This is a genomic window from Sinomonas sp. ASV322, assembly GCF_030908245.1.
GTDB lineage: Bacteria > Actinomycetota > Actinomycetes > Actinomycetales > Micrococcaceae > Sinomonas.
The window spans coordinates 19674-45713 of sequence record NZ_JAVFJJ010000021.1 but is presented as its reverse complement, the minus strand read 5'-3'; the positions used below and the strand labels follow the sequence as shown (position 1 = coordinate 45713).

Sequence of the window (26040 nt, the reverse complement as noted above, 5' to 3'; positions counted from 1 at the left end):
GACGGTCATGCCCGCAACGGTAAAATGAAGGAAAGGTGTGCCGGGAAGTCTGGTCGGCGTCGTTCGATCGACCCCCAGACACGAGGAGCCACGATGCCCGGTCCCGCGCACTCCCCCGTTCCGCGTCAATCGCCCGCCCGCCGGCTCGGGAGCCTCGCGCGCGGCAGCTACCCCGAGTACCGGCGCATCGCCGAGATCCTCCGCCGCGAAACCGTGGGCGGCGCACTGCTCCTCGCGGCCGCGATCGCGGCTCTCGTGTGGGCAAATTCGCCGTGGTCGTCCGGCTATTTCGCGCTGCGAGAGCTGCGGCTCGGGTACGAGCCCTGGCACCTTGACCTCACGCTCGGCGAGTGGGCCGGTGACGGGCTCCTCGCGATCTTCTTCTTCGTCGCGGGCCTTGAGCTCAAGCGCGAACTCGTGGCAGGGGACCTCCGACGGCCCGCGACCGCGATCGTGCCGGTCGTCGCCGCATGCGGCGGCGTCGCGGTGCCCGCCATCCTGTTCACGCTCGTGAACCTCGGCGCTGGCGGCGATGCGCTCAGAGGCTGGGCCGTGCCGACCGCGACGGACATCGCGTTCGCCCTCGCCGTCCTGGCCGTCATCAGCACCCACCTCCCGGCGGCCCTGCGCGCCTTCCTCCTCACTCTCGCCGTCGTCGACGATCTCCTCGCGATCGTCATCATCGCCCTCTTCTACAGCGACGGCCTCAACTTCGCGGCCCTCGGCCTCGCCCTCGTCCCGCTCGCGGCCTTCACGTGGCTCGTGCAGCGGCGCGTCCACGCGTGGTACGTGCTTGCTCCGCTCGCGGTCGCGACGTGGGCGCTCGTGCACGCGTCGGGAATCCACGCGACGGTCGCCGGCGTTCTGCTGGGCTTCGCCATTCCTGTGCTTCCCCGGGCGGGCGGGGGATCCGACTCCGGCCCAGGTCTGGCCGAAGAGTTCGAACACCGGTTCAGGCCGCTTTCGGCCGGCGTCGCAGTCCCTGTCTTCGCCTTCTTCTCGGCGGGCGTCGCCGTGGGCGGACCCGGCGGCCTGCTGAACGCTCTCGCAGACTCCGTCGCGGTGGGCATCGTCGTGGGGCTCGTGCTCGGGAAGGCGATCGGCGTCTTCGGCGCAACGTGGCTCGTGACGAAGTCCCGGCACGCCGATCTCGATCCGGACATCGCGTGGATCGACGTGTTCGGCCTCTCTCTCCTCGCGGGCGTCGGCTTCACCGTCTCACTCCTCGTGGCCGGGCTCGGCTTCGGCGCCGGGTCGCCCCATGACGAGCACGCGACGGTCGCCGTCCTCGCCGGTTCCCTGGCAGCGGCAGCGCTCGCCGCCGTCGTCCTTCGCGCGCGGAATCGGCACTACCGGCGGGTCGAGAAGGCAGAGAGCGTCGACGCGGATGGCGACGGCGTGCCGGACGCCTTCGAATCGTGAGCTGACTCGGCGCGCCGCCGCCCCGGCGCCCAGCGCCGAGGCGGCAGTCCCCCCAGTCGCTATACGTGGCGCCCGCGGCGGCGGTTCCTCATGCCCGGGCCGAACGCGCCGAGGAGGAGCAGGGCGCCCGAGGCGAAGAAGAGGTTCGAGACGGTAGCGTCTGGCGCGGGAGCGCTGGCGGCCGTCTGGGCCCGGAGGCTCACGAGGCCCTCGCCACCCGCGGCCTGCTGCGCCTGGACAGACTGGGCCGATGCCGCAGGTGCGGCCCCCGTGATGGCCGGATCGGACGACGGCGGGTCGGCCGGAGCGCTCGACGATGGCGCCGGGTCGGCGGCACGCGGGGGATCCGTCGACGGCGGGGCACCTACGCCGGGCAGTACCGCAGGTGTCGCCGCCGTCGGGGACTTCCCGGGATCCGACGGCGGGGACGACGGATCGGGAAGCGGGGCGGCCTCGGTCGGCGCCGTAGAGCTGGCCGCAGGGCTCGACGGCGGGTCAGACGGAGTGCTCGGGGCCGGGCTGCTCGGGGCTGGCGCGGACGACGGCGGAGTACTCGGAGCCGGCACGCTCGGAGCCGGCACGCTCGGGGCTGGCACCGTGGGCGGGACGCTCGGCGCCGACGAACTCGGCGCGGGAGCCGACGACGAGGGGGCCGGATCACCCGGGACCGGCGCGCTCGGGACCGGCACGCTCGGAGCCGGCACGCTCGGGACCGGCGCGGACGACGGCGGAGAGCTCGGAGCCGGCACGCTCGGGACCGGCGCTGACGACTGCGGAGTACTCGGGACCGGGACACCCGGGACCGGCACGCTCGGAACCGGCACAGTGGGCGGCACGCTCGGGACCGGCGAGCTCGGCGCGGGAGCCGACGACGAGGGGGCCGGATCACTCGGGACCGGCACGCTCGCGGGCGCACTCGACGTCGGGGGCGTGACGGGCGTCGTGGTGGGGCTCGGCGAGGGGCTTGCCTGGGGTGCAGAGCAGCCGTGAGCGTAGAGCGCCATGCCGGCCGAGTCCCAGTTCTGGCCCGGGATGTCGGTCACCGTGCCGTCCTCGTCGGTATAGGCGAACGGCGGGAAGACGTCGTTTGCGTATCGCGGGCGCGAGCTCACGACCGAGTCTTTCGCCGTCATGATGAGAACCCAGGGGTTGGACGCGGAGTCCGTGCGGTGGCAGACGGGGATGGATTTGGCCTCGGCAGCCCCCGGGGCGGCGAGCGCAGGACTCGTCGCAACCCCGGCGGCCACGAGCGCCATGGCCCCGGCCGCGAACAGGCCGCTCGCGTATTTGGCCGAGAACAGGGACATCGGCTTCATGCTGCTCGCCTCCTTTCAAACTCAAGTTCCGGGCAAATGCGCCCGGGTGTCGAATATCAAGTGCACTGACCGCAGTGGAAGGTCAGAAGTACAATCTGCGCGTCCGGGTTCTCGTAATTGCACGAGAATGCGACGACGAGGCACGGATCGTTCGGGAAGGAGAATTCCTGTGTTTTGTCGACGATTCTTCGACTGTCGAGCGAGCAGGAAATCACGCGGCCCGCGGCATCGGTGAGCGATGCCGGCTGGCCAAGCGCCCAGCCCGAGTAGCTGAGGCGGTTGAAGGGGAACGTTGCGTCCGTGCACAGCGCCACGGCGGCATGGCACGAGTGCGCCGCAAGCACGACGGGACGCACCACCCCGCCTTGCCCAGTACCCTCGAGCCAGTGGGCCACCGGGTCGAAGTTGTTCGAGTCGAGGATCGGATCGACAAGCTGATCCGGGCTCCACTCTGCGGGGACGACGTCGACCGAGAGTCCCGCTGCGGGCCACGCAAACTTCGTGGGCGGCATGGCGGCCACCGCGCGATGCACCGCCGACAAGGACGACGACGGGCCGGCGCCAATGCTCGACGCCGGAGACCCTGGCGCCGAGGGCATGGGCGCCGTGGGCCCCGACGTCGAGGGAACAGCGGTCGAGGGCTCCGGGACCGAGACGGCCAGCTGCTGCGCCGCTTCGGCCCGGAGCTGCTCGTGCGCATCCAACCCCAGCTGATGCGCGACGGCGGTCGCAGCGAGCACAGCGGCGAAACCGAAGGTGAGCATTCTGAATGCTCTCCGGCTCCCGCGCTGCCCGACTGCCCACCGCATGATGCACCTCGACTCCCCTTATCGATGCGCCGCGGCCAAATTGCTTGACCGCGGACATTTCCGGTCGAGGGAATTCCCAGAAAATTCTCTCGGCCCGACGAATCCGGCTGAATACCGAACTTCACATATCCAGTACAGCGGCCGGATCCGAGCCGGTCACCAGTAGTCGGTACCCGGCTTTCAGTTCGGCCCTGCCGCGGTCCCGCGGGCGAGTACGCGCAAAGGACGACGGCGGGTACTCAAGTAGTCGCAAGGAGCGGCGCGGCACCTCGTGGGCGGCCCGGGCGGCTACGCGGGCACCCGCACCCGCACGAGGTGACGGCGCAACGCCCCCGCACCCGCGCGAGGTGACGGCGCAACGGTTGGGTACGCAACGGCCCCGCGGCACCCTCTGCCGACTACTTGCCCGCTACTTGGCCCCTACGCGGGGCCGATCCTCGGGCGCGACCGGACCACCCGAATCCAGCCTCGTAGATCCCCGATTCGGCCGAGACATCTTGTCCACTCGAGGGGCCAGTTCCGACCGTGGAAGTGCGGCACAGGCCAGATCTGTGCCAGAGCCGGGGACTGGAGGGGTGCTCATGATCCGGAACCACGCGTCCGCGGAGATCGAGGACGGAGCGGTGGTCGGCGACGGAACGGTCGTGTGGCACTTCGCGCACGTCCGGTCGGGGGCCCGAGTGGGGCGCGAATGCGTTGTGGGCCGAGGCGTGTACATCGGGCCAGGTGCCAGGATCGGGAACCGCTGCAAAATCCAGAACTACGCCCTCGTCTATGAGCCGGCTGTGGTCGAGGACGGCGTCTTCATCGGCCCCGGCGTGGTGTTCACGAACGATCTGAACCCCCGGGCCGTCAACCCGGACGGCTCGCTCAAGGCCGCCGAAGACTGGGACGCCGTCGGCGTCTCGGTGGGTACCGGGGCTTCGATCGGCGCGAGGGCTGTGTGCGTGGCTCCCGTGCGCATCGGCGCGTGGGCAACGGTCGCCGCGGGCGCCGTCGTCGTCAGGGACGTCCCGGACTACGCACTCGTAGCGGGCGTCCCGGCGCGGCAGATCGGGTGGGTCGGCGAGTCGGGCCACCGGCTCAAGGAGGACGGCAGCTCCCAGGTTCCGCACACCGACCGCACCTGGCTGTGCCCGGCGACGGGCACTCGATACGTCGAACGCGACGGTCGGCTCGAGAGGGCGGACTCATGAGCGCAGAGGCTCTTCCGCGAGCGGAGTTTCCAGCACACGTAACACTCGGCGGGACCGACGTCACGCTGCTCGCCGCCGAGGACGCCGTCGACGCCGTCCTCGGAGGCTGCCGCGAGCGCACGGCGCCGCTCGCCGTCGTCTCCGCGAACCTCGACCACGTGTACCACTTCGGTGCGGGCGGCCGCTGGGAGCGCTCGCTCAGAATGGCCGACGGCGTCGAGTGGCTCACGCTGCTCGACGGCGCTCCCCTCGCCGTCCAGGCCCAGCGCGTCACGGGGCGGCCCTGGCCCCGCCTCGCGGGGAGCGACCTCATCGGCCCGATCCTCGACCGCGCGGAGGCGGACGGGCTGAGCATCGGATTCCTCGGCGGGAGCCCCGACGCCCAGGTGCTCCTCCGCGGCCGCCTCGCCGAACGCCGCCCCCAGCTGAGGGTCGCGGGCTTCTGGTCGCCGAGCCGGGGCGAGCTCGAGGACCCCGCGATGTCCGCCGTCGTCGCCGGCTCCATCGCGGCGGCGAGCACCGACGTCCTCGTCGTCGGGCTCGGCAAGCCGCGGCAGGAGCTCTGGATCGCCGAGCACGGCCGCCGCACGGGCGCGCGCGTGCTCTTGGCGTTCGGCGCCGTCGTCGACTTCCTCGCCGAGCGGATCCAGCGGGCACCCGCGTGGGTTTCAGGCCACGGGCTCGAATGGGCCTGGCGGCTCGCGCTCGAGCCTGCGCGGCTCTCCGAGCGGTACCTTGTGCAGGGGCCCGAGGCGTACGTGCGGCTTCGCCGGTACAGCGCCTCGTCGAGCCGGGGCGACGTCGCGCTCTCGGCGGCGGCGCGGGCCGCGGCCGCACGCGCCTCGGCACGCATGGCCCATCCGGCCGGGCGCGGGCTCTCCCCCTCAGCCCCCCGGCCGGATGCCGCGGAGGGCGGCTTCGCGGAATCGGGTGAGCCCGTCGACGTCGCCGTCCTCGTCGCGACCTACAACAGCGCGGACGCGATCGGCCCTCTCCTCGCGTCGCTGCGCGAGGCCGCGCGCAGCGTGCGGCTCCGCGTCGTCGTCGCGGACAACTCTCCCGACCGGCACACACTCGACGCCCTCGCGGCGTACCCCGACGTCGTCGCGTTCCGCACGGGAGGCAACTTGGGCTACGCGGGAGCCATCAACGCGGCCACCGCGGCGGCGGGAGCCGCCGAGGCATTCCTCATCCTCAACCCCGACACCCAGCTTCTGCCCGGCGCGGTCGACGCGATGCTCGCGAGGCTCCGCGCGAGCGGGGCCGGGGCCGTCGTGCCGCTCATGCTGACGGACGACGGCGCCCGCTTCCCCTCGCTCCGACGCGAGCCGAGCGCCGTGCGCGCGTGGGGCGACGCGCTCTTCGGCGCCCACCTCCCCCGGCGCCCGCAATGGATCGCCGAGACCGACTACGACGCCGAAAGCTACGCCCACGCGCACACCGTGGACTGGGCGACGGGCGCGGCGCTCATGGTCTCCGCCGAGGCCGCCCGCGACGCTGGGCCCTGGGACGAGCGCTTCTTCATGTACTCGGAGGAAACCGACTACTGCCGCGCCCTCCGCGAGCGCGGTTACGACGTGTGGTTCGAGCCCGCCGCGAAGGTCATGCACTCGGGCGCGGGAAGCGGATCCTCGCACGATCTCGCGGCCCTCATGGCCGTCAACAAGATCCGCTACATGCGCAAGCACCACCCGGGGGCGCCTGCGGCGCTCGCGTCGGCCGCCGTCGTCGCCCGCGAGGCAATCCGGGTGCGCGACGCCGAGCATCGTCACGCGCTCGCCGTGCTCATGCGCCCCGGCCGCTGGGATGCGCTGCCGCACGCGAGCGGGCACGCGACGCATCCTGCAGACGACGACGGCGGGTCCCCCTTCGGCGGGTCCCCCTTCGGCGCGTCCGACGGCGAGGCCGTCCCGGGCGCGCTTGCCAAGGGAGCGACGCATCCCGAGGGAGCAATGCATCCCGAGGGAAGCATCGTGATCCCCGCGCACAACGAGGCCGACGTCATCGCCCGCACGCTCGAGGGGCTCCGGCCCGCGCTCGAGAGCGGGCGAGTCGAGGTGATCGTCGCGTGCAACGCCTGCACGGATCGGACGGCGGAGATCGCCGCGCGCTTTCCCGGCGTGCGCGTCCTCGAGCTGCCCGAGCCCGGCAAGGCGCGGGCCCTCAACGCCGCGGACGCCGTCGCGACCCGCTGGCCGCGCGTCTACCTCGATGCTGACATCGAGATCCCGCCCGCCGCAGTCGCGGCGATCCTCGAGGAGCTCGGCCGGGGGCGTTTCCTTGCCGGGCGGCCCGACTTCCGCTATGACACGTCAGGCTGCGATCCGCTCGTCGCTGCGTACTACCGCGCGCGCGTGCGGATCCCCTCGAACCGGGCCGCGCTGTGGGGCGCGGGCTGCTATGCCATGACCGAGGAGGGGCACCGGCTCCTCGGCGTATTCCCGGAGGACGCCGCGGACGACTTCTACGTCGACACGGTCTTCTCCCCCGGGCACAGGATCCTGCTCGGTGGCGAGCCGGTCGTCGTGCGCCCTCCGCGCACGGCCTCGTCCCTCGTCCATACCCTGCATCGGGTCTACCGGGCGCCAGCTTCCGCGGGCGCCGCGGGGTCCGCCGTCGGCGCGGCGACATCCGCCGTCGGCTCCTCCCCCGGCGCGGCGACATCCGCCGTCGGCTCCTCCCCCGGCGCTGGGGCGGGCGCGGCCTCACGCGCCGCCCTACGAGGCCCGGCGGGCCCCGGCACAGCACCGATGCGGACCCTCGCGGGGCTCGCCGCCTCGGTGCGGGGCCCGCTGTCGGCGCTCGACGCCGCCGTCTACGCGTCGTTCGCGCTGGCCGGCCGACGTCAGCCGGGACGGGCGCACAGCGCCCACGGTCATCTCTGGGAACGCGACGAAAGCAGCCGGCGATGAGACGGAAGACCGTGGTGGGGGCCCTCGGGCTCTATGGAGTGGCCCTCTCGGTCCTCGTGTTCGCGCCGGTGGGGCCGAGCCTCAAGGGCGTTCATCTGCCGTCGTGGCTGCATGCCGGGGCCATTGGGGCGGCCGCGAACGTCGCGGTCTTCGTGCCAGTCGGCCTCCTCGTCGCGCTGCTCCTCCCGCGCGGCTGGCGCTGGCTGGCCGTCGCGGCGTGCTGTGCGCTCTCGACATTCATCGAGATCGTCCAGTGGATCATGCTGACCGACCGTTCCGGCAACGTCCGGGACGTGATCACCAATACGACCGGCGCCCTCATCGGCGCTGTGCTCGCATCGCTGTGGCTGCGGCTGAGAAGGCCACGCGAGCCCCAACACCCCGCCGACGCGGGGTCATCCCTGTCCGAGAGCTCCACCAGGTCCTGACGAGGAGTCACCGTGGGCCAGCAACCAGCAACCCGATCACGCCTCCGCTCCGTGCACCGCGCCGCGCGACGTCTCGTCGCGATGTGGTCCCCGGCGCTCCTCGTCGCGGCAGTTCTCGTCGCGGCGGAACCGATTGCCGCGCCGCTGACTGCTCAGGCAGCGGCGGATCCCTGTGCTGCCCCAGTGGTCAGCGCCGTCGCGTGCGAGAACACGCAGGCCGGCGACCCGCAGAGCGACTGGCTCGTCTCCGGCGCGGGCGATTCGACCATCCAGGGGTACGCGACCCAGATCAGCGCGAATCTGGGCGACACCGTGTCCTTCAAGGTCAGCACGAACGCGAAGAACTACCACTTCGACATCCTCCGGCTCGGCTACTACCAGGGGAACGGGGCCCGCAAGATCGCGGCCAGCCTCAAGCCGAGCGCGGCGCTTCCCCAGAACCAGCCCGCATGCCAGACATTCTCCGACACGGGCCTCATCGACTGCGGCAACTGGGCCGTATCGGCCTCGTGGACCATCCCCACGACCGCGGTCTCCGGCCTGTACATCGCGCACCTCGTGCGCGAGGACACGGGAGGCAGCAGCTGGATCCCGTTTGTCGTCCGCAACGACGCGGCCAAGACCGCGATGGTGATGCAGACGTCGGACGAGACCTGGCAGGCCTACAACACCTACGGGGGCAATAGCCTGTACTCGTGCACCGTCGCGTGCCCGCCGGGCTCTCCGCTGGCGTACAAGGGCGCCTTCAAGGTCTCCTACAACCGGCCGTTCCACACCGCGCTGGACGACGCCGGCCGGAGCTGGATCACCTACGCCGAGATGCCGATGATCCGCTTCCTCGAGGCCAACGGCTACGACGTGAGCTATATGGCGGGCGTCGACGCGGCGACGCGTGGCTCGCTCCTGACGAACCACAAGATCTTCCTCACCGCGGGACACGACGAATACGTCTCCTATGACCAGCGCGCCAACATCGAGGCGGCGAGGGACAAGGGCGTCAACATCGCGATGTTCACGGGCAACGAGGTCTTCTGGCGCACGCGGTGGGAGAACAGCCAGGCCGGGCCGACGACGGCGGGACGCACGTTGGTCTGCTACAAGGACACCCACTTCAACGCGCCGACCGACCCCGTCACGTGGACCGGCACGTACGCCGACCCACGCTTCGGGACCGCAAACGGCGGCGGAAACCCGCAGAACTCCCTGAGCGGGCAGTTCTTCAACGTGAACTCGGGAACCACGGACATCACGGTGCCCGCGCAATACGCCAAGCTCCGGTTGTGGCGGAACACTCCCGTCGCGAATCTCACGGGCAGCCAGACCGTCACGCTCGGAGCCGGGCTCGGGACTCTCGGCTATGAATGGGACCTCGACGCGGACAACGGCTTCCGCCCCGCGGGCCTCTTCGACCTCTCGTCGACCACAAATACGAACGCCCAGGTCTTCACGGACTATGGCAGTTCCACTGCCGACGGACAGAGCGCAACTCACAGCCTGACCGAGTATCGGGCCAAGAGCGGCGCCCTCGTCTTCGGTGCAGGCACCGTCCAATGGTCCTGGGGCCTCGATGGCTTCACGACCGGCAAGGCCGCTGACCCGACGATGCAACAGGCCACTGTCAACCTGTTCGCCGACATGGGCGTCCAGCCCGTCACGCTGATCTCGGGCCTCGTCGCCGCGACGGCTTCGACCGACACGGCGGCCCCGACCTCCGCGATCACCTCGCCCGCCACGGGATCCACCGTGGCGGACGGCGCGGCGGTCACGGTTCAGGGCACCGCCGCCGACACCGGAGGCGGCGTCGTCGCGGGCGTCGAGGTGTCGACCGACGGCGGCACGACCTGGCACCCGGCGACGGGCACCACGAGCTGGACCTACTCGTGGATTGCGCACGGCAACCCCTCCACGACGATCAAGTCCCGTGCGGTGGACGACAGCGGGAACATCGAGACCCCCGGCTCGGGGAACTCGGTGTCCGTCACGTGCCCCTGCTCGATCTTCGGGACCAACACGAAGCCCGCCGTCGCAGACGCGGGAGACACCAACTCGGTCGAGGTCGGGGCCCAGTTCTACTCCGACGTCGCAGGAACGATCACGGGCCTGCGATTCTACAAGGCGAGCACGAACACGGGAACGCACATCGGCAACCTGTGGACCGCGTCGGGCACCAATCTTGCCAGCGTGACGTTCACGGGCGAGACCGGATCGGGCTGGCAGACCGCCACGTTCTCTCAGCCCGTGACGATTACGGCGGGCACGAAGTATGTCATCTCGTACTTCGCTCCCAAGGGCCACTACACCCAGACAAGCGCGTACTTCTACAACAATCCGTCGCCGCCGCCGGCAGGCTCCGGCTCGGTGGACTCGGTCCCGCTGCACTTCACGCGCAGCGTACCCGGGGCGCCGAACGGCTTCTACGTCTACAACGCAAGCTCGGCCTTCCCGAACCAGATCTACGACGCCGAGTACTACTGGGTCGATCCGGTCTTCTCGCCGTCCGCGAACCCGGTCCCGGCAGTGACCACGACGACGCCGGCTTCGGGCGCAACGGGGGTCGCTGTCACCGCCGCCCCGAGCGCGACGTTCAACCAGGCCGTCACGCCCTCCTCGGTGACGTTCACGCTCAAGAACGGGGCAGGGACCAGCGTGAGCGGCGCCGCATCGTTCAACAGCGCGAACACCGTGGTGACGTTCACGCCGTCGTCCGCCCTTGCCTACAGCACGACCTACACGGCGACGGTCAGCGGAGCGACCAATGCAACCGGACAAGCCATGTCGAGTCCGTACTCGTGGTCGTTCACGACCGCGGCGGCGCCGCCCGCGCCGGCGGTCACCTCGACGAGCCCTGCCTCGAACGCGACGGGCGTCGCCGTCTCGGTGGCGCCGAGTGCGACGTTCAACCAGGCCGTCACGGCCTCCTCGGTGACGTTCACGCTCAAGACCTCGGCCAACGTCGCCGTGTCGGGCACAACGTCGCTTGACAGCTCGGGCACCGTGGCGACGTTCACGCCGTCGTCCGCCCTTGCCTACAACACGTCCTACACGGCGACCGTGAGCGGGGCGGCCAACTCGACCGGCCAGACCATGGCGAGCCCGTACTCGTGGTCGTTCACGACCGCGACCGCGCCGCCCGCCCCGAACGTCTCCTCAACCAATCCCTCACCCGGCGCGACGGGGGTTTCCGTCTCCTCGGTCGTGAGCGCGACGTTCAGCCAGGACGTCACCGCCTCGTCCATCCAGTTCGTGCTCAAGAACCCGGGCGGGGTCAGCATGGCCGGGTCTGTCTCCTACTCGAGCGCGACGACGACGGCGACGTTCACGCCGACGTCGCCCCTGGACCACAACACGCAGTACACCGCGACGGTGAGCGGAGCCACCAACTCGACGGGCCAGACGATGTCCCCGTACAGCTGGAGCTTCACGACCGTGCCGTCGTACGCGTGCCCGTGCAGCGTGTTCCCCGCGAACTCGACGCCCGCCACCGTCAACGGAAACGACCCGAACGGCGTCGAGCTGGGCATGAAGCTCCAGACGACCACGAGCGGGCAGATCACCGGCGTCCGGTTCTACAAGGGCTCCGGCAACACGGGAACCCACGTGGGCAACCTGTGGTCGTCGGGCGGAACGAAGCTCGCGACCGTGACGTTCGTCAACGAGTCGGCCTCCGGCTGGCAGCAGGCCTACTTCTCGACGCCTGTTTCGGTCACGGCCAACACCACGTACGTCATCTCGTACTACGCTCCGAACGGCAACTACTCGTACACGGGCAACGGCTTCTCCTCGCAGCAGGGATCCGCGCCGATCGTGGGCGTTGCGAACGGGTCGTTCGGCGGGAACGGCGTGTACGCGTACGGCGCGGCGTCGGCGTTCCCGAGCAGCTCGTACAACGCGACCAACTACTGGGTCGATGCGGTCTTCAACCCCGGAGCGCCCGCGGCGCCCGCGGTCCTGAGCACCGCACCCGGCCAGGGCGCGACCGGCGTCCCCGTCACCACGACGGTATCGGCGACGTTCGACCAGGCCATCGACACGTCGTCGGCGTCGTTCTCGCTCGCGGCAGGCATCCTGCCCGTGCTCGGGTCCACCGGGTCGCTCTCCGCAACCGGGACGTACACGTTCACGCCGACCGTGTCGCTCTCGGGCAACACGACGTACACGGCCACCGTGTCCGGCGTGAAGAGTGCAACCGGCCAGGCGATGCCGTCCTCCTACAGCTGGAGCTTCACCACCGGCGGCTCTGGGTACTCGTGCCCGTGCAGCGTCTTCGGGTCCTCGGCGGTGCCAGCCACGGTGACGGTCAACGATCCGAACGGGGTCGAGCTCGGCATGCAGTTCACGGCCGACGTCTCCGGATCCGTCACGGGCATCAAGTTCTACAAGGGCTCCCAGAACACGGGGACCCATGTCGGGAACCTGTGGAGCGCGAGCGGCACCCTCCTCGCGACGGTGACGTTCAGCGGCGAGACCGCGAGCGGATGGCAGACGGCGACGCTCTCGAGCCCTGTGGCGATCTCGGCCAACACGACGTACGTCGTCTCGTACTACGCACCGAGCGGCAACTACTCGGCAAACGGCAGCTACTTCACGTCGTCGGCCGACGCGCCGCCGCTCCACGGCCTCCAGAGCACGTCGAGCCATCTCAACGGGGTCTACCGGTACGGGACGTCGTCAGGCTTCCCGACAAGCAGCTACAACGCAACGAACTACTGGGTCGACCTCGTATTCACGACACCGTGACTGCGCGCCGCGCGACGCCCGCCCGCGCGGCGAGCGCCGTGATCCTGACGGTCGGCTTGCTGCTCTCTCTGGGCAGCTGCCAGGAGATCCCCCAGAGCCCCACGGGTTCCCCGTCCCCCACCGTGAGCGAGGGGGCGGGCGCCTTGGGCCCCAGCCCTTCCAAGTCGGGCTCGGGGTCCCGCCTGCAGCTCGGCGGTGTGACCCAGTACCAGACGATCTCCGGCATCGGGGTCAATGCCAACGTCCACAGCTGGAAGGATGGGCAGCTCAAGCCCGCGATCGACCGCTACACGGGGCTGGGACCGCTCGTCTGGCGCGTGATCATCGATCGCGGCGACTGGGAACGGACCCAGCTTCCCGGCTCGCCCACCGACGTCGACTGGAACGCGTACGGCAAGATCTACAGCACCGGCAAGATGGCCGACCTCTGGAACACGATCCGCTACATCTCGGCCTCGCCGGGCCAGACAGTGATCCTCAACGTCATGGGCGGGGTTCCCCCATGGATGGGCGGATCACGGATCCTCCCCGACAAGGAGGACTACTGGGTCCGGACCATGGCGACGATGATCGCCTACGGGCGGAACGTCGAAAAGCTGGACTTCAAGCTCGTGGCCCCCATGAACGAGGTGGACTGGAACGGCATCGAAGGCCCCCAGGTACCGCCGGACCAGTACGTCCGGCTCACGCACAAGCTCCTCGAGCGGCTCGACTCCCTAGGGATCAGCGACATCCGGCTCGTCGCGCCAGACACCGCCGACCCGTCGAAGGGCCTCGACCAGTACCTGCCCGCGCTCGCCAACGATCCCGTGGTCACGGGCCGCCTCGCCGCGTGGGGCGTGCACACGTACAGCGGCGATCTCGCCGGCGCGCCCAAGAGGCTCGCCGCGGCGGGGATCAACAAGCCGGTCGTGGTCACGGAATTCTCGGGGCCCTGCCCCGGCTGCGACAATGGTGCGCCGAACCCCAACGACGCCAGCACGGCCCGCGCGTCGGCCGTTCAAGCCCAGAAGCTGCTGGACCAGGGGGCGAGCGGGCTCGAGTTCTACGACGCGTGGGACGGGTACTACGAGCACCACGGGAGCATGGGCTATTGGGGCGCCCTCAGCTACGACCCGTCTGCGGGGACGTACTCGCCGCGGTGGACGTTCGGCGTCCTGGCCGTGCTCGCGCAATGCGTCACCCCGGGATCCATCCGAATCCAGGCCGCTGTCTCGGGGGCCGGCGCGGACGGTGCATCCGTCTTTGCGGACCCTGCATCGGGAAAGGTCTCGGTCCTCGTGCTCGGGTCGCAGGCCGGCGGCCCGGCCACGGTGACGGTAAGCGCCCCGTGGTCGGGCGGGCTCAACAGCACGGTGGAAAGCCCCGTGGGCGCGCCGGACGCGGGCGGGGCGACGCCCGGACCCTCGGCCGCGTTCGAGCAGGGGAGCCTGCACGTGAACGCGCCGCCCACGTCCTTGGCCTGCTACACGGGGAAGGCGTCCTGATCCGTTCCCGTGCCCGCGCTCACGCGGCCTCAGGCTGCCTCCGCGAGGGCCGGACCGCGTCGATGACCGCGGAGAGGCTCCGTGCCGTGACGAAGACCTTCTCGAACACCACGTAGAAGCCGAAGCTCGCGGCCACGGCGACGGGAACGCCCACGACGAGCAGGAACGCAAAAGTCTGGGCGTGATCGAAGCCCCACACGCTCTCCCCCACGCCTCGGACGAGCTCGAGCATCGGAGCATGGACGAGGTAGAGGCTGAACGCGAAGGTTCCGAGCGACCTCAGGGGGCGTGAGGCCAAGACCCAGCGAAGCGGTCGGAGGTGCCCCGCCGCCATGGCGGCGAACAGTCCCGCGGTGCACAGTCCGATCCAGAGGTCCACCCAGAAGAAGTTGGCGACGACGGCCCGGGCGCCCACCGAGGCCGCCAGGACAGGGAAGGCGGCCCAGCCGAGGGCGCCCGCGATGCCGGCCCAGCGGGACGCCCGGCTGTCGCGTGCGAGCGCGACGGCGAACACGCCGGCCACGAACAGGGCGAGGAACTGCGGGGTGAAGCGGTCGAAGAACGCCGCGAGGGGCACGAAGGGGGCCGCGAGGTGCTGCGCGAGCACGGCGCCGGCGACGAGCGTGCCCGCGACGGCGCTTCCCCACCGCCGGGCCGCGAGGAGGATGAGGGGGAACAGGAAGTAGATGTGCCATTCGACGGCGATCGACCAGAACACCCCGTTGGGGCTCACGTTCCCGATCGTGTCGTGCAGGATGAGTGCGTGGACGAGGACGTCCCGCCACGCGAGGGGCTCGCCGCTCGGCGTGGGGATGAGCCCCGCCCAGACGAGGATGGAGGCGAGCGCGAGCGCGGCCCAGAAGGGCGGCACGATGCGCCAGAACCTGCGTCGGATGAATCCCAGAGTCCCTTCCTTGAGCCTGTACCCGCGGGCCACCGGCGCGAGCGAGAGCGAGAACCCCGAGACGACGATGAACACGGCCACGGCGAGGTGGCCGTAGGTCATCCACCCCGTCCAGCCTGGTCCGGCGTTGTCGGGGAAGCCTCGGAACGAGAGGAGCCACGTGTGGTGGAGGACGACGTAGAAGGCGGCGGCACCCCGGACGCCGTCGAGCCACTCGACGCGCGGCCGCGCCGCGACGCCGTCGACCGTCCCCTGCGGCTCCGTTATCTCGCTCGCCATGGCCGCAGCCCTCTTCGCCGAATCCCTGCCAGCACGAGCCCGAGCTGCAGCACGAGCGCGGAAAGAAGGGCGACGCCGGCCAGTGCCGGCGCCCGGTGCACGGGGAGCGGCGCGACCGTCGGCGCGGTCGCGTCGCCGACGACGACGAGGGGGCTCGGCTGCGTCGGCTGGCCGTCCGTCTGGAGGTTGTACAGTCGGGACACCGACGCGGCCAGCACCTCGCGGGCGTCCTGCTCGACCCGGTTGGGATCGGGCGAGACGACCCGATAGCGCATCGTGTCGCCGTAGCCGCGAACGTCCGTGCCGTGCTCGAGGCTCCCCGTGCCGACGGCGATCGTGTAATCGGCCACACCGACGTCCGCGAGCGCGTCCTTCTGGTCCTGGCTCTGCATCGCGAGGGACAGCAGATAGGACACCCCGTAGGTGTCGTTGCGCTCGTGGTACACGTTGTGCACGGCCACGTCCGGGACACGCACGACAAACGAGCCGACCGCCTGGTAGACCTCCCTGGCCCGGAACGCCGACGCCGCGCCCACCGTGAACGTCACCACCGCGGCGGCGAGGACCACCGTGAGAGGCGACGCGAGCATGGCCCGCGGCGATCTGGAGCCATCCCACGGGAAGCGGGGCTCGGGGCCTTCCCTGTCCCCGTTGTCCCCGTCGACGGCTCGGACAGGCCACACGCCGCGAGAGAGGCCGAGGACGAGGGTCAGCATCCCCATCGCCATGGGAAAGGCCATCGCATCGAACGTGAACAGGAGGACTCCCCCGATGGCGAGCGAGGCGCCGACCGCGGCCCTGCATTGCCACGGAAACTCGCTCTCACGCCGGAGTGCGAAACACGCGGCGACGGGCACGAACACGAGCGCGATGAGCGCGGCGGCGCCCACCGCGCCCATCTCGACCAGGGTCCCCAGATACTGATTGTCGAACGTTCGGTACATCGACGGGATGAACGTGAAGAGCCCGCGCCCCGTGATGGGGGACTTGGTGAAATAGTCCCACGCGACCGAATAGTCGAGCTGGCGCGCCGAGACGGACGTGTCCTGCCCTGCGGCGGCGAACAGGTTGACGATCGTCCCCAGCAGGCCGGGGAGCGCGTTGCGGAACACGACGGCGCCGAGCGCTCCGGCCAGCAATACGACGATCCGCTGTCTCGGCCCGAGGACGATGAGCCCGTAGACGACGCCGAGGAAGAGCGCAATCGTCCCGCTGCGGGAAACCGTGAGGGGAAAGGCACCCAGGATCAGGAGCAGCTGAGTCCACGCGGCGAGATACCGGCGCGGCTTCGTCGAGACCCGATAGAACGCGAGCGGCAGCACGAGGCCGAGCACCGTGGCCAGCTCGATCGAGTGCTCCGCGGTGGCGGTGACGCGAACATACCCCGACCTCTGGTACAGGCCGCCGACGTCGGTGTTCTGCGTGAGGCCGGGGAGGTGCAGCAGGTGGATGAAGTCGATGTGCGTGAAGAACTGGATGATCGCCATCGCGCCGAGGCACGCCCCCAGCAGGACGGTGAAGCGGAGCAGCGCGTCGAACCGCTCGCGGACGCGGACGCAGTCGGCGGTGAACAGGATGACGCCCGCCCAGGACGCCACGGCGATGAGGCCGCGGTCGGCTCCCATCACCTCCGCAGCCGAGGCGGGCCGATCCATGGCGGCAACGAAGCTCAGGAGGCACGCGACGACGAATCCCGCGACAGCCCAATGGAGGGCGGTCGGCCTCTGAATCGACGTCGCCTTCGTGAGGCGCCCGACGAACCACAGCACGAGCATGACGACGCCGATGATGCCGGCCGGAGTGCCGGCGGCTCCCAGCGGCCCGACGACGTACACCGGCGGGGAGAAGATCAGCGCGACGAGATACAGCCGGAGGACCGGCAGCGGGTCGAGGGAGACTCGCAGATGGGGGCGCGTGCCGACGGCTGGTCCGTCGACAGCTTTCCGCCCGCCCTGCCGCGGGTCGACCCCGACCACGGTGACCACTAGCGGATCCTCCCCAAGGACACCGGCTCAGGCTGGCTTCCCGACGTGTCCTCTGTCCCGGTCGAGGCGCGGGCCGGCTCCCGCGACGCGGACCTGAGACGTCGACCGCGGGCGGTGTCGCCGTCGACCGGTGTCACGACGACTGTGCCGGACCCGGTCGCGGCGCTCGTGGGCACCGCGGCGGGAGCCCCCGCGCTCGCGGTGGCCGCGCGCCGTGCCCTGCGGCGCTCGAGGAGCGCGACGATGAGCAGGTCGACCAGGAGGACTCCCGCGCCGGCGCTGATCCCCGTCCGGAGCGGAACGGTGTAGATGGGCTTGGCCCGGGTGTCGCGCGTGAGCGTCGTCGAGGTCACCCACAGGTTCTGCGGGGCCCCCGCGCCCTTCTGGAGGTCGGAGATCTTGCCGGGGACGGCCTCGGACAGGTCCTCGAGCGCGGCTTTGGCCTCCGCCTCCTTCGAGGCGTCCACCTTGACGATGATGACGGGCGCGTTGGTGCCGACGTCGCGCGCGACGGCGTACTCGAGGCCGGGGTATTTGTCCCGGTAGTTCAGCACGGTCGCGTCGTCGGTGAGCGAGGTGGAAACCACTTCGGCGAGGCTCGCGACGCCATTGCCGAGATCGAGGAAGGGGTTCCCCACCTGTCCTTCGGCGTTGCGCAGCGGGGAGAGCAGGAGGAATCGCGCCGTCATCTCGTAGCCCTTGGGGGACACGAGGAACCCCGCCGCGCCGGCGCCTCCCGCAAGGACGACGCCGATGACCACGAGCCAGATGAAGCGGCGGAGCATGGCGACGAAGGACTTGAGCGTCATGACAGGCCTCCTTCCGTCCTGGCCGACACCGCGGCGGGCCGCGAACAGGACCGTTCGACCGCGCTCACGAAGACCCGGCCGCTCTCGCTCCAGGTCCTGTCCGCGACGCCGGCCGCAACGGCCTTCGGCCCGCGGGCGGCCTGGACCTCGAGCGCCCTGCAGAGCCCTTGGGCGAGGGACTCCGGATCGGAGGCGGCCCAGACGATGCTCGGATCGTCGAGGTCGGTCCGCGCCGGGGCCCAGTCGTTCATGACGGGCACGACGCCCGAGGCGAGCAGTTCGAACGGGAGCAGCGACACGTTGGTGTACGAGAGCGCGAGGCCCGCCGCGCAGCGCTGGTAGAGGCGGTTGAGTTCCGCCGGGGTCACCGTGCTGTGGACGACGGCGGGAAACCCGGCGCGCGGAAGCGGGCCGACGACGTGGATCTCGACGTCGGGCCTGAGGCCGTGGAAACGCTCGAGCGCGGGAAGGGCGATCTCGAAGCCCCGCCGCGCGACACCGGGCCGCGAGTAGAAGACGACGCTGTCGCGGCCGGCGCTCTCGTCGACGCCGTAGACCTCGTGGTCGCAGCCGTAGGGAATGACGGTCGGCTCGACGCCGTGCCGACGCGACAGCTCGTCCGCGATGGCCTGCCCGACGGTGAACGTCTCGAAGCCGAAACCGTACGTCCGATCGGCCAGTTCGGAGACCGCACCCTGGGCGTAGAACCACGGCTCGTAGTCCTGCGCGAAGTAGAGGCGTGCCCCGTCGGCCGTCACGTTGGCGAGGACGTGGGCCGTCTGCCAGGCGGTCGCGACAAAGACGTCGGTCCCCTCGGTGCCGGCGTCGACGTCGACGACGGGTGCCCGCACGGCGGGCCACCACTGGCGAATGGTCTCCGCGTAGAGGGACGCGGGCCGACCTCGGCCGTCATAGACGGCGAGTCGACACGCATGCCCGGCGTCTTCGAGCGCACGGACCATGCGGAAGATGGTCGTGTGCCCTCCCGAGCCCGGTCCGGGAGGCGTCACAAGCCACGTGACGCTCAGCGGCCGCGACCCATCGCGCGCCCGCAGCCGCCATGGCTCGGGCGCCGTCGCGAAGTCCCCGGTCCTGAGGTGAAGATCCTCCCCCTCCGAGCCGAGCTTTCGCCGAAGCCAACGCGTGCCGCTCGCACGAAGGCCGCCCGATCCGCCCTCGCGCCACTCCGCCACCAGGCGACGCAAAATCCCCCAGCCCGTCATGGTCATTCCTTTCTCTGTCGAAACCGTCAGAAGACCCCTTCGCGCCGCCAGCGGCGCCATTTGAGCTCGCTCGCCGTGCGCCGGGCTAGGCGCGCGCCAAGAGATTGGAGGCTCCTCTGCGGGAACCTCGAACCTCGCCTGATCCGGCGCTGGAGCCTGCGCCAGCCGGAAACGCGGGCCGTATCCGGGATGAACTGCCCTGCAAGCCGAATGAACTCGGCCGCCGCGGGCGAGTTTCCGCGTCCTCGGTCGTATTCCCGAGCCGCGCGCATGAGGGCCTCGCGCGCCAACGCTGTGAGCGCTGCCGCGTGCAGTTCCTCCGCCTCCGGCAGGCGCCCCACGGGGCCGGAGAACAGGACCTCGAAGGCCTCGCCGCGTTCCACAAGGTCGACGACGTCGTCGACCTCCGTCGCCGACATGCTCGCCGCGTGCTCCCGATGCCACGCCTGATCTGCCCCCTGGATATAGGCGACGTCGGCAAAGGCCGCGAGCCTGAGCCACATTTCCATGTCGGGCGTGTGCTTGAGAGGCATCTGGGGGCCGGCCTCGCGGACCGTGGACATGCGCATGACCACTTCCGGGGAGGTGATGACGTTCACCCCGGAGGCACAGCGATCGGCGAGCCAGCGGCGGCCCGGCCACACGGTCCACGCCGTGGCCGCCGTCCGGGGCTCCGGGAGCCGGGTCCCCTCGAAATGCAGCGGATGGCCGTACACGAGGCCGACGGAGGGGTAGGCACGGAACACGGCGAGGGCCCGCTCGAGGGCACCGGGAGTCAGCAGGTCATCGGCGTCGAGCCGGACGAGGAAGTCTCCCGCGGCGGCGCGGAGCCCGCGGTTGAACGTCTCCACCATGCCCGAGTTGCGCTCGTTCGCGATGACGGTCACCCGTGGATCCCGGTCGGCGATCGCAGTCGCGACGGCCAGACTGTCGTCGGTCGACCTGTCGTCCACGACAATCACGCGGACGTCTGCCGAACGCTGGGACAGGGCGCTGCCCACCGCTTCTCCGAGGAACCGGCCGTAGTTGTAGCACGGGATGACGACGCTCACGGTCTCCGATCCCGCGACGCCCGCCGTCTCGCGCGGCTTGACTCGGACAGTGCGCTCGGCACGGCTCACGGCTTCTCCTCAACTAGCGGCTCTTCCCGTTTCGCCGGGGACAGCGCGGCGCCCGTCCGAAGGCGCGAGGCGGCCCAGGGCCACAGCGCGGCGCCGAGCACGATCAGGCCAGCCGCGCCGCCGCCCACAAGGCGGGCGATGGATCCGGGAAGCACAGCCGACGCCCCGAACGCGGCCGCGCCCGCGGCCAGCCCTACCAAGCTCGGGTAGACGCTCGTGCCCAGCATCTGGCCCACGCGGGCCCCGCGCAGCACCACCCCGTAGGCCCCGAGAACAGCGGCTCCGACGATCACGTGGGCCCACCCGGCGCCCGCAACGCCCGAGAGCCGGATTCCGACGACGAGGGCCGGAACAAGGACGACGCCCCACACGACCTGCACCGCGAGAACGCTCCCCGAGCGGCCTCGGGCCATGAGGTAGCCCGCGAACAGGTCGAACACCGCGCGCATCGCCCCGAACACCGCGAGGGCGGCCAGCACGGGCGCGGCCGGGAGCCAGACGTCCCCGTACACGACGGCGATGAGCGGCACCGCGAGGGCCGCGAGGAGCGCTCCCGCACCGGCCGCACCCGCCCACGTCAGGGCGACCGCCTCCCGAAGGGCCCGGGGAGCGTCCTCGCTCTGCGCGAACCCCGGCAGGGCGACCGCTCGCACCGCCTGGCCGAGCGCGTTCATGGGCCAGCTCGCGATGTTGAACGCGAGGACGTAGAAGCCCAGGGCCGTGGGGCCGAGCATGCGGGCAATCACGACGTTGTCGAGGTTGATCACGATCCACGAGACGAGGTTCGCGCCCGCGAGGGGGGCGCCGAAGGAGACGAGCAGTCCGAGCTGCCGGCGGTCCCATCCGAACGCCGGGCGCTCCTTCGCGAGCACGAATTGCAGCGAGGTGCTGACCGTCTGGCCGAGCACCCGGCCCACCGCAAGGGCGATCGGCCCAGCGCCGCCCAGCACAAGTAGCAACGTCGCCGCCGTGCTCACCGCGAAATCGGCCGCCGAGGCGGCGAAGACCTTCTGCTGGGCGAACGAGCGCTGGAGCGTCGCGAGCGGCACGACGCCCGCCCCCGCCAGCGCGAGCGTGAGGGACAGGAGCGCGATGATCGGCGCCGCGGAGGGCGCCCCCATCACCGACGCGATGAGGGGGGACGCGGCGGCCATGATCGCGGCAAGGCCCGCGCCGCAGAGCATCCCGATCGTCGCCGTCGTGGGAGCAAGCCGCGCGTGCTCCTCAGACCTGATGAGGAGCGCCGTGAGCCCGGGGTCGGCGAGCGTCATGAGGATCGACTGGACGGTCAGCGCGACGGCGTACACGCCGAACTGGTCCGGAGCCAGCAGGCGGGCGAGCACGATGCCGACGGCGAGGCTCCCCACTCGCAAGAGCAGGTTCGACGCCGAACTCCAGGCAAGGCCGCGCCGGACGCGGTGGACGAGGGCGCTCACGTCCCATACCTCCTCCAGCGGCGCCACGCGACGGACCACCGGACCCTGTCGACGAAGGCCTCAGCCCGGGAGAGCGGGCCCCGGGCGCGGGCACCGCCGAGCGCCTTGTACAGCGCCCACCGGGGGCCCCATCTGATTCCCGGATCGCAGTCGAGGGCGAGCGCCTCGAAGTCCGCGGCACGCTCGCGCCCTGCGGCGGACCCCTCGGCGAGGCCCCTGCGGGCGGCCCTCAGGGATTCGCGGGCCACGGAGGTGAGCGCGGTTCCGTGGGCCCGTCGCGACAGCAGCCCGTCGCGGAGGAGCGAGTCGAAGACGATGCGCCGCTCGAGGGCGTCCCGGTACTGACCCTCGAAGGCTCCGAGGTGCATGTTGCCGCCGTGGACCCGGTAGTGGGCCTGGGCCGCGCCGTTGACCCGCCCGACTCCCCCGAGCGCGGCGGCCCTGAGCCAGAAATGCATGTCCGCGGCGTGCGGCTGCGCAGGGTCGTATCCGCCGATGGACTCGAGGACCGGGCGGCGCACGACCGCTTCCGGGTTGACGATGAGATTGGTCCCGCGCTCGCACACGCGCCGCGTCCATTCCGCGCCGCTCCACACGCTCCAGGTGATCCCGGCGTCGCGCCGCGCGGTGGGCGGACTCTCCGAGTCGAACGACGGCGCGTATCCGTAGACGAGGCCGACGTCGGGACGGGCCTCGAACAGGGCCGCAGAGCGGGCGAGGGAGCCGGCGGCCAGGACGTCGTCGGCCGAGAGCAGCACCGCGAGGTCGCCGCTGACCCGCGACAGCCCGTCGTTGTACGTCGCGATGTGCCCTCGGTTCCTCTCGTGGCGGACGAGGGTCACGCGGCTGTCGGCGGCCGCGAGGGCCTCCGCGACCTCGGCGCTGCCGTCCGTCGACGCGTCGTCGACGATGATCACGTCGACGTCGACGCCGGGCTGGTCGAGTGCGCTCCCGACGGCTTCGGGAAGGAAGCGGCCGTAGTTGTAGCACGGCACCACGACCGATACGCGTGGCCGGCCCTGCAACGGCGTCGCCCCCAGCCTCAGCATCCCCGCACCACCTCGGCGACGAGCCGCTGCTGCTCGGGCGTGATGTGGGGGAACATGGGCAGCGAAAGCAGCTGTGAAGCGGCCTCCTCGGCGACCGGGAAATCGCCCGGGCGGTGGTCGAGGTAGGAGAACGCGTCCGTGAGGTGCACGGGCGTCGGGTAGTGGATGCCGGTCGCGATCCCGGCCGCGGCGAGTGCGCTCTGGACCCGGTCGCGCTCCTCGGCGCGGATCGCGTAGAGGTGCCACACGTCCTCGTTGCCGGGCTGGCTGTGCGGCGTGCGGACCCCGGCGACCCCCTCGAGAAGCTCCTCGTAGAGCCGTGCCGCCGCACGCCGTCGTGCGTTCCATTCGGCGAGCCGGCGCAGTTTGGCGCGCAGGACGATCGCCTGGACGGCGTCGAGGCGCGAGTTGAAGCCCACGATCTCGTGCACGTACTTGACCGCGCTGCCATGCGCGGCCAAGAGGCGCACCATGTCGGCGAGGATCAGGTCGTTGGTCGTGACGGCCCCGGCGTCCCCGGCCGCGCCGAGGTTCTTCCCGGGGTAGAAGCTCGTCGCGGCGATATGCCCGAGCGAGCCGGCGTGGCGGCCGTAGCGGCGAGCCCCCTGGGCCTGCGCCGCGTCCTCGACGACGGCGAGGCCACGGCGGGCGGCGAGCGGCACGAGGGCCTCGACGGGTGCCGTCTGGCCGAACAGGTGGACCGGGACGATGGCCTGAGTCCTAGGCCCCACCGCCCGGCCCACCAGGCTCGCGTCGATGAGCAGCGTCTCCGGATCGACGTCGACGAGCACGGGGCGTGCCCCCGCGCGCACCACTGCTTCGGCGGTCGCGACAAACGTGTTGGCCGGCAGGATCACCTCGCCGCCGGGCCCCACACCGACGGCGCGCAGGGCGAGCTCGAGCGCATCCGTGCCGTTGGCCACCCCGATGCAGGCGCGGACCCCCACGAACTCGGCGTACTCGTCCTCGAACGCGGTCACGTGGGGTCCGCCGATGAACGCACCGGTGTCGAGGGCGCGCACGACCTCGGGGACGACGTCGGCGCTCACCTCGCGCTGCTGCGCCGCGAGGTCCACGAACGGGACCCTGAGCACTCTTCCTGCCTGCGCCTCCGTAGTCACGGTTCCACCCCTCGCGTCGGCCCCGCCACGACACCAGACATGGGTCGGGCGGGGACACCGACCCATGTCTGCCCTTCGGGCACGTCCGAGACAACGGCCGCGCCCATGCCGACGACGGCGCGCGCGCCCACGCGCGTGCGCTGCCGGATGCTGCTGTTCATGCCGAGGTAGGCGGCCCGACCGACGACGACGGAGCCGCCGACCGCGACGCCCGCGCCGAACGTCGCGTAGTCGTCCACGAAGTCGCCGTGCGTGAGAGTCACCCCGGGCATGACGACGACGTGCCGCCCGAGCGTGACGGCCGCCGTCATGACGACGTTCGCGAGCAGGATGCTCCCCTCGCCCACCGAGCACCCCTCGGGGATGATCGCGCTCGGGTGGATGATCGTCGCGAAACGGCCCGGCGGGAGCCCGAGCGCGGCGAGGCGCCGCACGATGTCGGCGCGGATTGCCCCGCTCCCGACGCACACGACGAGCCGCGCGTTGGGATGCTTGCGGACCTCGGCAAGCGGGCCGAGGACGTGTGCGCCGTCGAGGAGGCTCCCGACGCGGACCGGATCGTCGTCGAGGATGCCCAGGAGGTCGAAGTCGTCACCCCCGCGCACGAGGGCCATGACCTCACGGGCCAGGCCACTCGCAGCGACGATGAGGAGCTCGGTCACCTCGGCTCCCCTGACTGCGCACGTCGAAGCGCGTCACAGATGCGCAGGACGCCGCTCTCGCCGAGCTCGTGGTACAGCGGCAGGATGAGGGTTCGGGACGTGAGCCTTTCCGTCGCGGGAAGCGGGACGCGGAGGGGGACGTCCGCGAACGCGGGTTCCAAGTGGGCGGCCATGATGCCGGGCCGGGCCGAGATGCCCTCCTCCGCGAGCGCGTCGAGGAGGCCGTCGCGGCTCAGGGGGAATTCGTCGCCGACCTCGGCCCAGAACGACTGGAAGTTCGATTCGCCCTCCGCCGGGTCCTCGACGAGCCGAAGCCCGGGGACGCCGTCGAGCGCCTCGCGATAGAGCGCGGCGAGCGCCCTGCGCTGGGCGACCATCGCCGGGAGGCGGCGCAGCTGCACGAGCCCGATCGCCGCCTGGATGTCAGTCATGCGGAAGTTGAAGCCGAGTTCCGTGTACTGCTCCCGCACGGAAGCGCGGAGCGCCGCCTCGTGCCGCTCCGACGCCGAGACGCTCGCCGCGTGCTGCCGCAGGCGCCGCGCACGCTGGGCCCACGCGAGGCGGTCGGTCGTGAGCATGCCGCCCTCGCCCGTCGTGAGGAGCTTGCGCGGGTGGAAGGACCACGCCGCGACGTCCGCGCCCACGCCGACGGGGTGCCCGCGGTAGCGCGAGCCGACGGCGCACGCCGCGTCCTCGATGATCGCGATCCCGCGATCTTCGCACAGCTCGGCGATCGGCCCGAGGTCCACGGGGAGGCCGCCTTGGTCGACGACGACGACGGCTCGCGTGCGCGGCCCGAGCACGGCGGCGATCGTTTCCGCGGTGAGGTTGCCGGTGACGGGGTCGACGTCCGCGAAGACGGGCTCGGCGTCCACGTAGCGCGGGGCGTTGGCGGTCGCGATGAACGAGAGCGACGGCACGACGACCTCGTCCCCCGGCTCGATCCCCACGACGAGCAGGGCGAGGTGCAGCGCGGCGGTGCAGCTCGATGCCGCGACGCCGTTCGTCACGCCGTGGGCCTTCGCGAACGCCGCCTCGAACTCCGCGACGCGCGGCCCCTGGGCAAGCCAGCCGGACGCGATGACGTCCGCGACCGCGGCGGACTCCTCGAGCCCGACCCACGGCTTCATGACGTTGATGCGAG

At 71.2% G+C, this 26040-nt stretch carries 19 protein-coding genes; 7 read left to right on the top strand and 12 right to left on the bottom strand.

Annotated features, from left to right (window positions below; all coding sequences use genetic code 11):
- Positions 1–93: 93 nt before the first annotated feature.
- A complete protein-coding gene (gene nhaA, locus RBS12_RS18715) occupies positions 94–1422 on the top strand; it encodes a Na+/H+ antiporter NhaA (protein ID WP_307967671.1) in 1329 nt (442 codons plus the stop codon).
- Positions 1423–1481: 59 nt separating this feature from the next.
- Here the strand turns inward: nhaA and RBS12_RS18710 are convergent, their stop codons facing one another.
- Positions 1482–1625 (bottom strand): hypothetical protein, encoded by a 144-nt coding sequence (locus RBS12_RS18710; protein ID WP_307967670.1) that lies wholly within the window; start codon positions 1623–1625, stop codon positions 1482–1484.
- A gap of 67 nt (positions 1626–1692) precedes the next feature.
- Between RBS12_RS18710 and RBS12_RS18705 the strand changes: the two genes are divergently transcribed.
- A complete protein-coding gene (locus RBS12_RS18705) occupies positions 1693–2412 on the top strand; it encodes a hypothetical protein (RefSeq protein ID WP_307967669.1) in 720 nt (239 codons plus the stop codon).
- Positions 2413–2794: 382 nt separating this feature from the next.
- On the opposite strand, the gene RBS12_RS18700 is transcribed toward RBS12_RS18705, so the two are convergent.
- Positions 2795–3502 carry a hypothetical protein gene (locus tag RBS12_RS18700; RefSeq protein ID WP_307967668.1) on the bottom strand — a complete coding sequence of 236 codons (708 nt, stop codon included), beginning with the start codon at positions 3500–3502 and terminating at the stop codon, positions 2795–2797.
- A 626-nt stretch (positions 3503–4128) separates the two neighbouring features.
- Between RBS12_RS18700 and RBS12_RS18695 the strand changes: the two genes are divergently transcribed.
- The 5 genes from RBS12_RS18695 to RBS12_RS18675 are packed head-to-tail and all read left to right on the top strand — an operon-like array spanning position 4129 to position 14307.
- Positions 4129–4743: an acyltransferase gene (locus RBS12_RS18695; protein ID WP_307967666.1), complete on the top strand. Its 615-nt coding sequence runs from the start codon at positions 4129–4131 to the stop codon at positions 4741–4743.
- Positions 4740–7655: a WecB/TagA/CpsF family glycosyltransferase gene (locus RBS12_RS18690; RefSeq protein ID WP_307967665.1), complete on the top strand. Its 2916-nt coding sequence runs from the start codon at positions 4740–4742 to the stop codon at positions 7653–7655. Before RBS12_RS18695 ends, RBS12_RS18690 begins: the two co-directional genes overlap by 4 nt.
- On the top strand, positions 7652–8083 hold the full coding sequence (locus tag RBS12_RS18685; RefSeq protein ID WP_307967664.1) for a VanZ family protein: 432 nt from the start codon (positions 7652–7654) through the stop codon (positions 8081–8083). Before RBS12_RS18690 ends, RBS12_RS18685 begins: the two co-directional genes overlap by 4 nt.
- A gap of 12 nt (positions 8084–8095) precedes the next feature.
- Positions 8096–12820 carry a DUF4082 domain-containing protein gene (locus tag RBS12_RS18680; protein WP_307967663.1) on the top strand — a complete coding sequence of 1575 codons (4725 nt, stop codon included), beginning with the start codon at positions 8096–8098 and terminating at the stop codon, positions 12818–12820.
- Positions 12817–14307, top strand: a complete 1491-nt coding sequence (locus RBS12_RS18675; protein WP_307967662.1) for a hypothetical protein — start codon at positions 12817–12819, stop codon at positions 14305–14307. The genes RBS12_RS18680 and RBS12_RS18675 overlap by 4 nt, the downstream gene beginning before the upstream one ends.
- A 19-nt stretch (positions 14308–14326) precedes the next feature.
- On the opposite strand, the gene RBS12_RS18670 is transcribed toward RBS12_RS18675, so the two are convergent.
- Genes RBS12_RS18670 through RBS12_RS18625 form a run of 10 tightly spaced genes read right to left on the bottom strand, consistent with a single transcriptional unit; the run spans position 14327 to position 26026 of the window.
- Positions 14327–15490 (bottom strand): acyltransferase, encoded by a 1164-nt coding sequence (locus RBS12_RS18670; RefSeq protein WP_307967661.1) that lies wholly within the window; start codon positions 15488–15490, stop codon positions 14327–14329.
- Positions 15475–17475: an O-antigen ligase family protein gene (locus RBS12_RS18665; protein ID WP_307967660.1), complete on the bottom strand. Its 2001-nt coding sequence runs from the start codon at positions 17473–17475 to the stop codon at positions 15475–15477. The genes RBS12_RS18670 and RBS12_RS18665 overlap by 16 nt, the downstream gene beginning before the upstream one ends.
- Positions 17475–18284, bottom strand: coding sequence for a hypothetical protein (locus RBS12_RS18660; RefSeq protein WP_307967659.1), 810 nt, complete (start codon positions 18282–18284; stop codon positions 17475–17477). The genes RBS12_RS18665 and RBS12_RS18660 overlap by 1 nt, the downstream gene beginning before the upstream one ends.
- Entirely contained in the window at positions 18281–19477 is a 1197-nt protein-coding gene (locus tag RBS12_RS18655) for a glycosyltransferase family 1 protein (protein ID WP_307967658.1), read from the bottom strand. The genes RBS12_RS18660 and RBS12_RS18655 overlap by 4 nt, the downstream gene beginning before the upstream one ends.
- A gap of 56 nt (positions 19478–19533) precedes the next feature.
- Entirely contained in the window at positions 19534–20628 is a 1095-nt protein-coding gene (locus RBS12_RS18650) for a glycosyltransferase family A protein (protein ID WP_307967657.1), read from the bottom strand.
- Positions 20625–22064, bottom strand: a complete 1440-nt coding sequence (locus RBS12_RS18645) for an oligosaccharide flippase family protein (RefSeq protein ID WP_307967656.1) — start codon at positions 22062–22064, stop codon at positions 20625–20627. Before RBS12_RS18645 ends, RBS12_RS18650 begins: the two co-directional genes overlap by 4 nt.
- Entirely contained in the window at positions 22061–23113 is a 1053-nt protein-coding gene (locus RBS12_RS18640; protein WP_307967655.1) for a glycosyltransferase, read from the bottom strand. Before RBS12_RS18640 ends, RBS12_RS18645 begins: the two co-directional genes overlap by 4 nt.
- Positions 23107–24234, bottom strand: coding sequence for a DegT/DnrJ/EryC1/StrS family aminotransferase (locus tag RBS12_RS18635; protein ID WP_307967654.1), 1128 nt, complete (start codon positions 24232–24234; stop codon positions 23107–23109). The genes RBS12_RS18640 and RBS12_RS18635 overlap by 7 nt, the downstream gene beginning before the upstream one ends.
- Positions 24231–24896 (bottom strand): NeuD/PglB/VioB family sugar acetyltransferase, encoded by a 666-nt coding sequence (locus tag RBS12_RS18630; protein WP_307967653.1) that lies wholly within the window; start codon positions 24894–24896, stop codon positions 24231–24233. Before RBS12_RS18630 ends, RBS12_RS18635 begins: the two co-directional genes overlap by 4 nt.
- Entirely contained in the window at positions 24893–26026 is a 1134-nt protein-coding gene (locus RBS12_RS18625; protein WP_307967682.1) for a DegT/DnrJ/EryC1/StrS family aminotransferase, read from the bottom strand. Before RBS12_RS18625 ends, RBS12_RS18630 begins: the two co-directional genes overlap by 4 nt.
- Between the last annotated feature and the right edge of the window lie 14 nt (positions 26027–26040).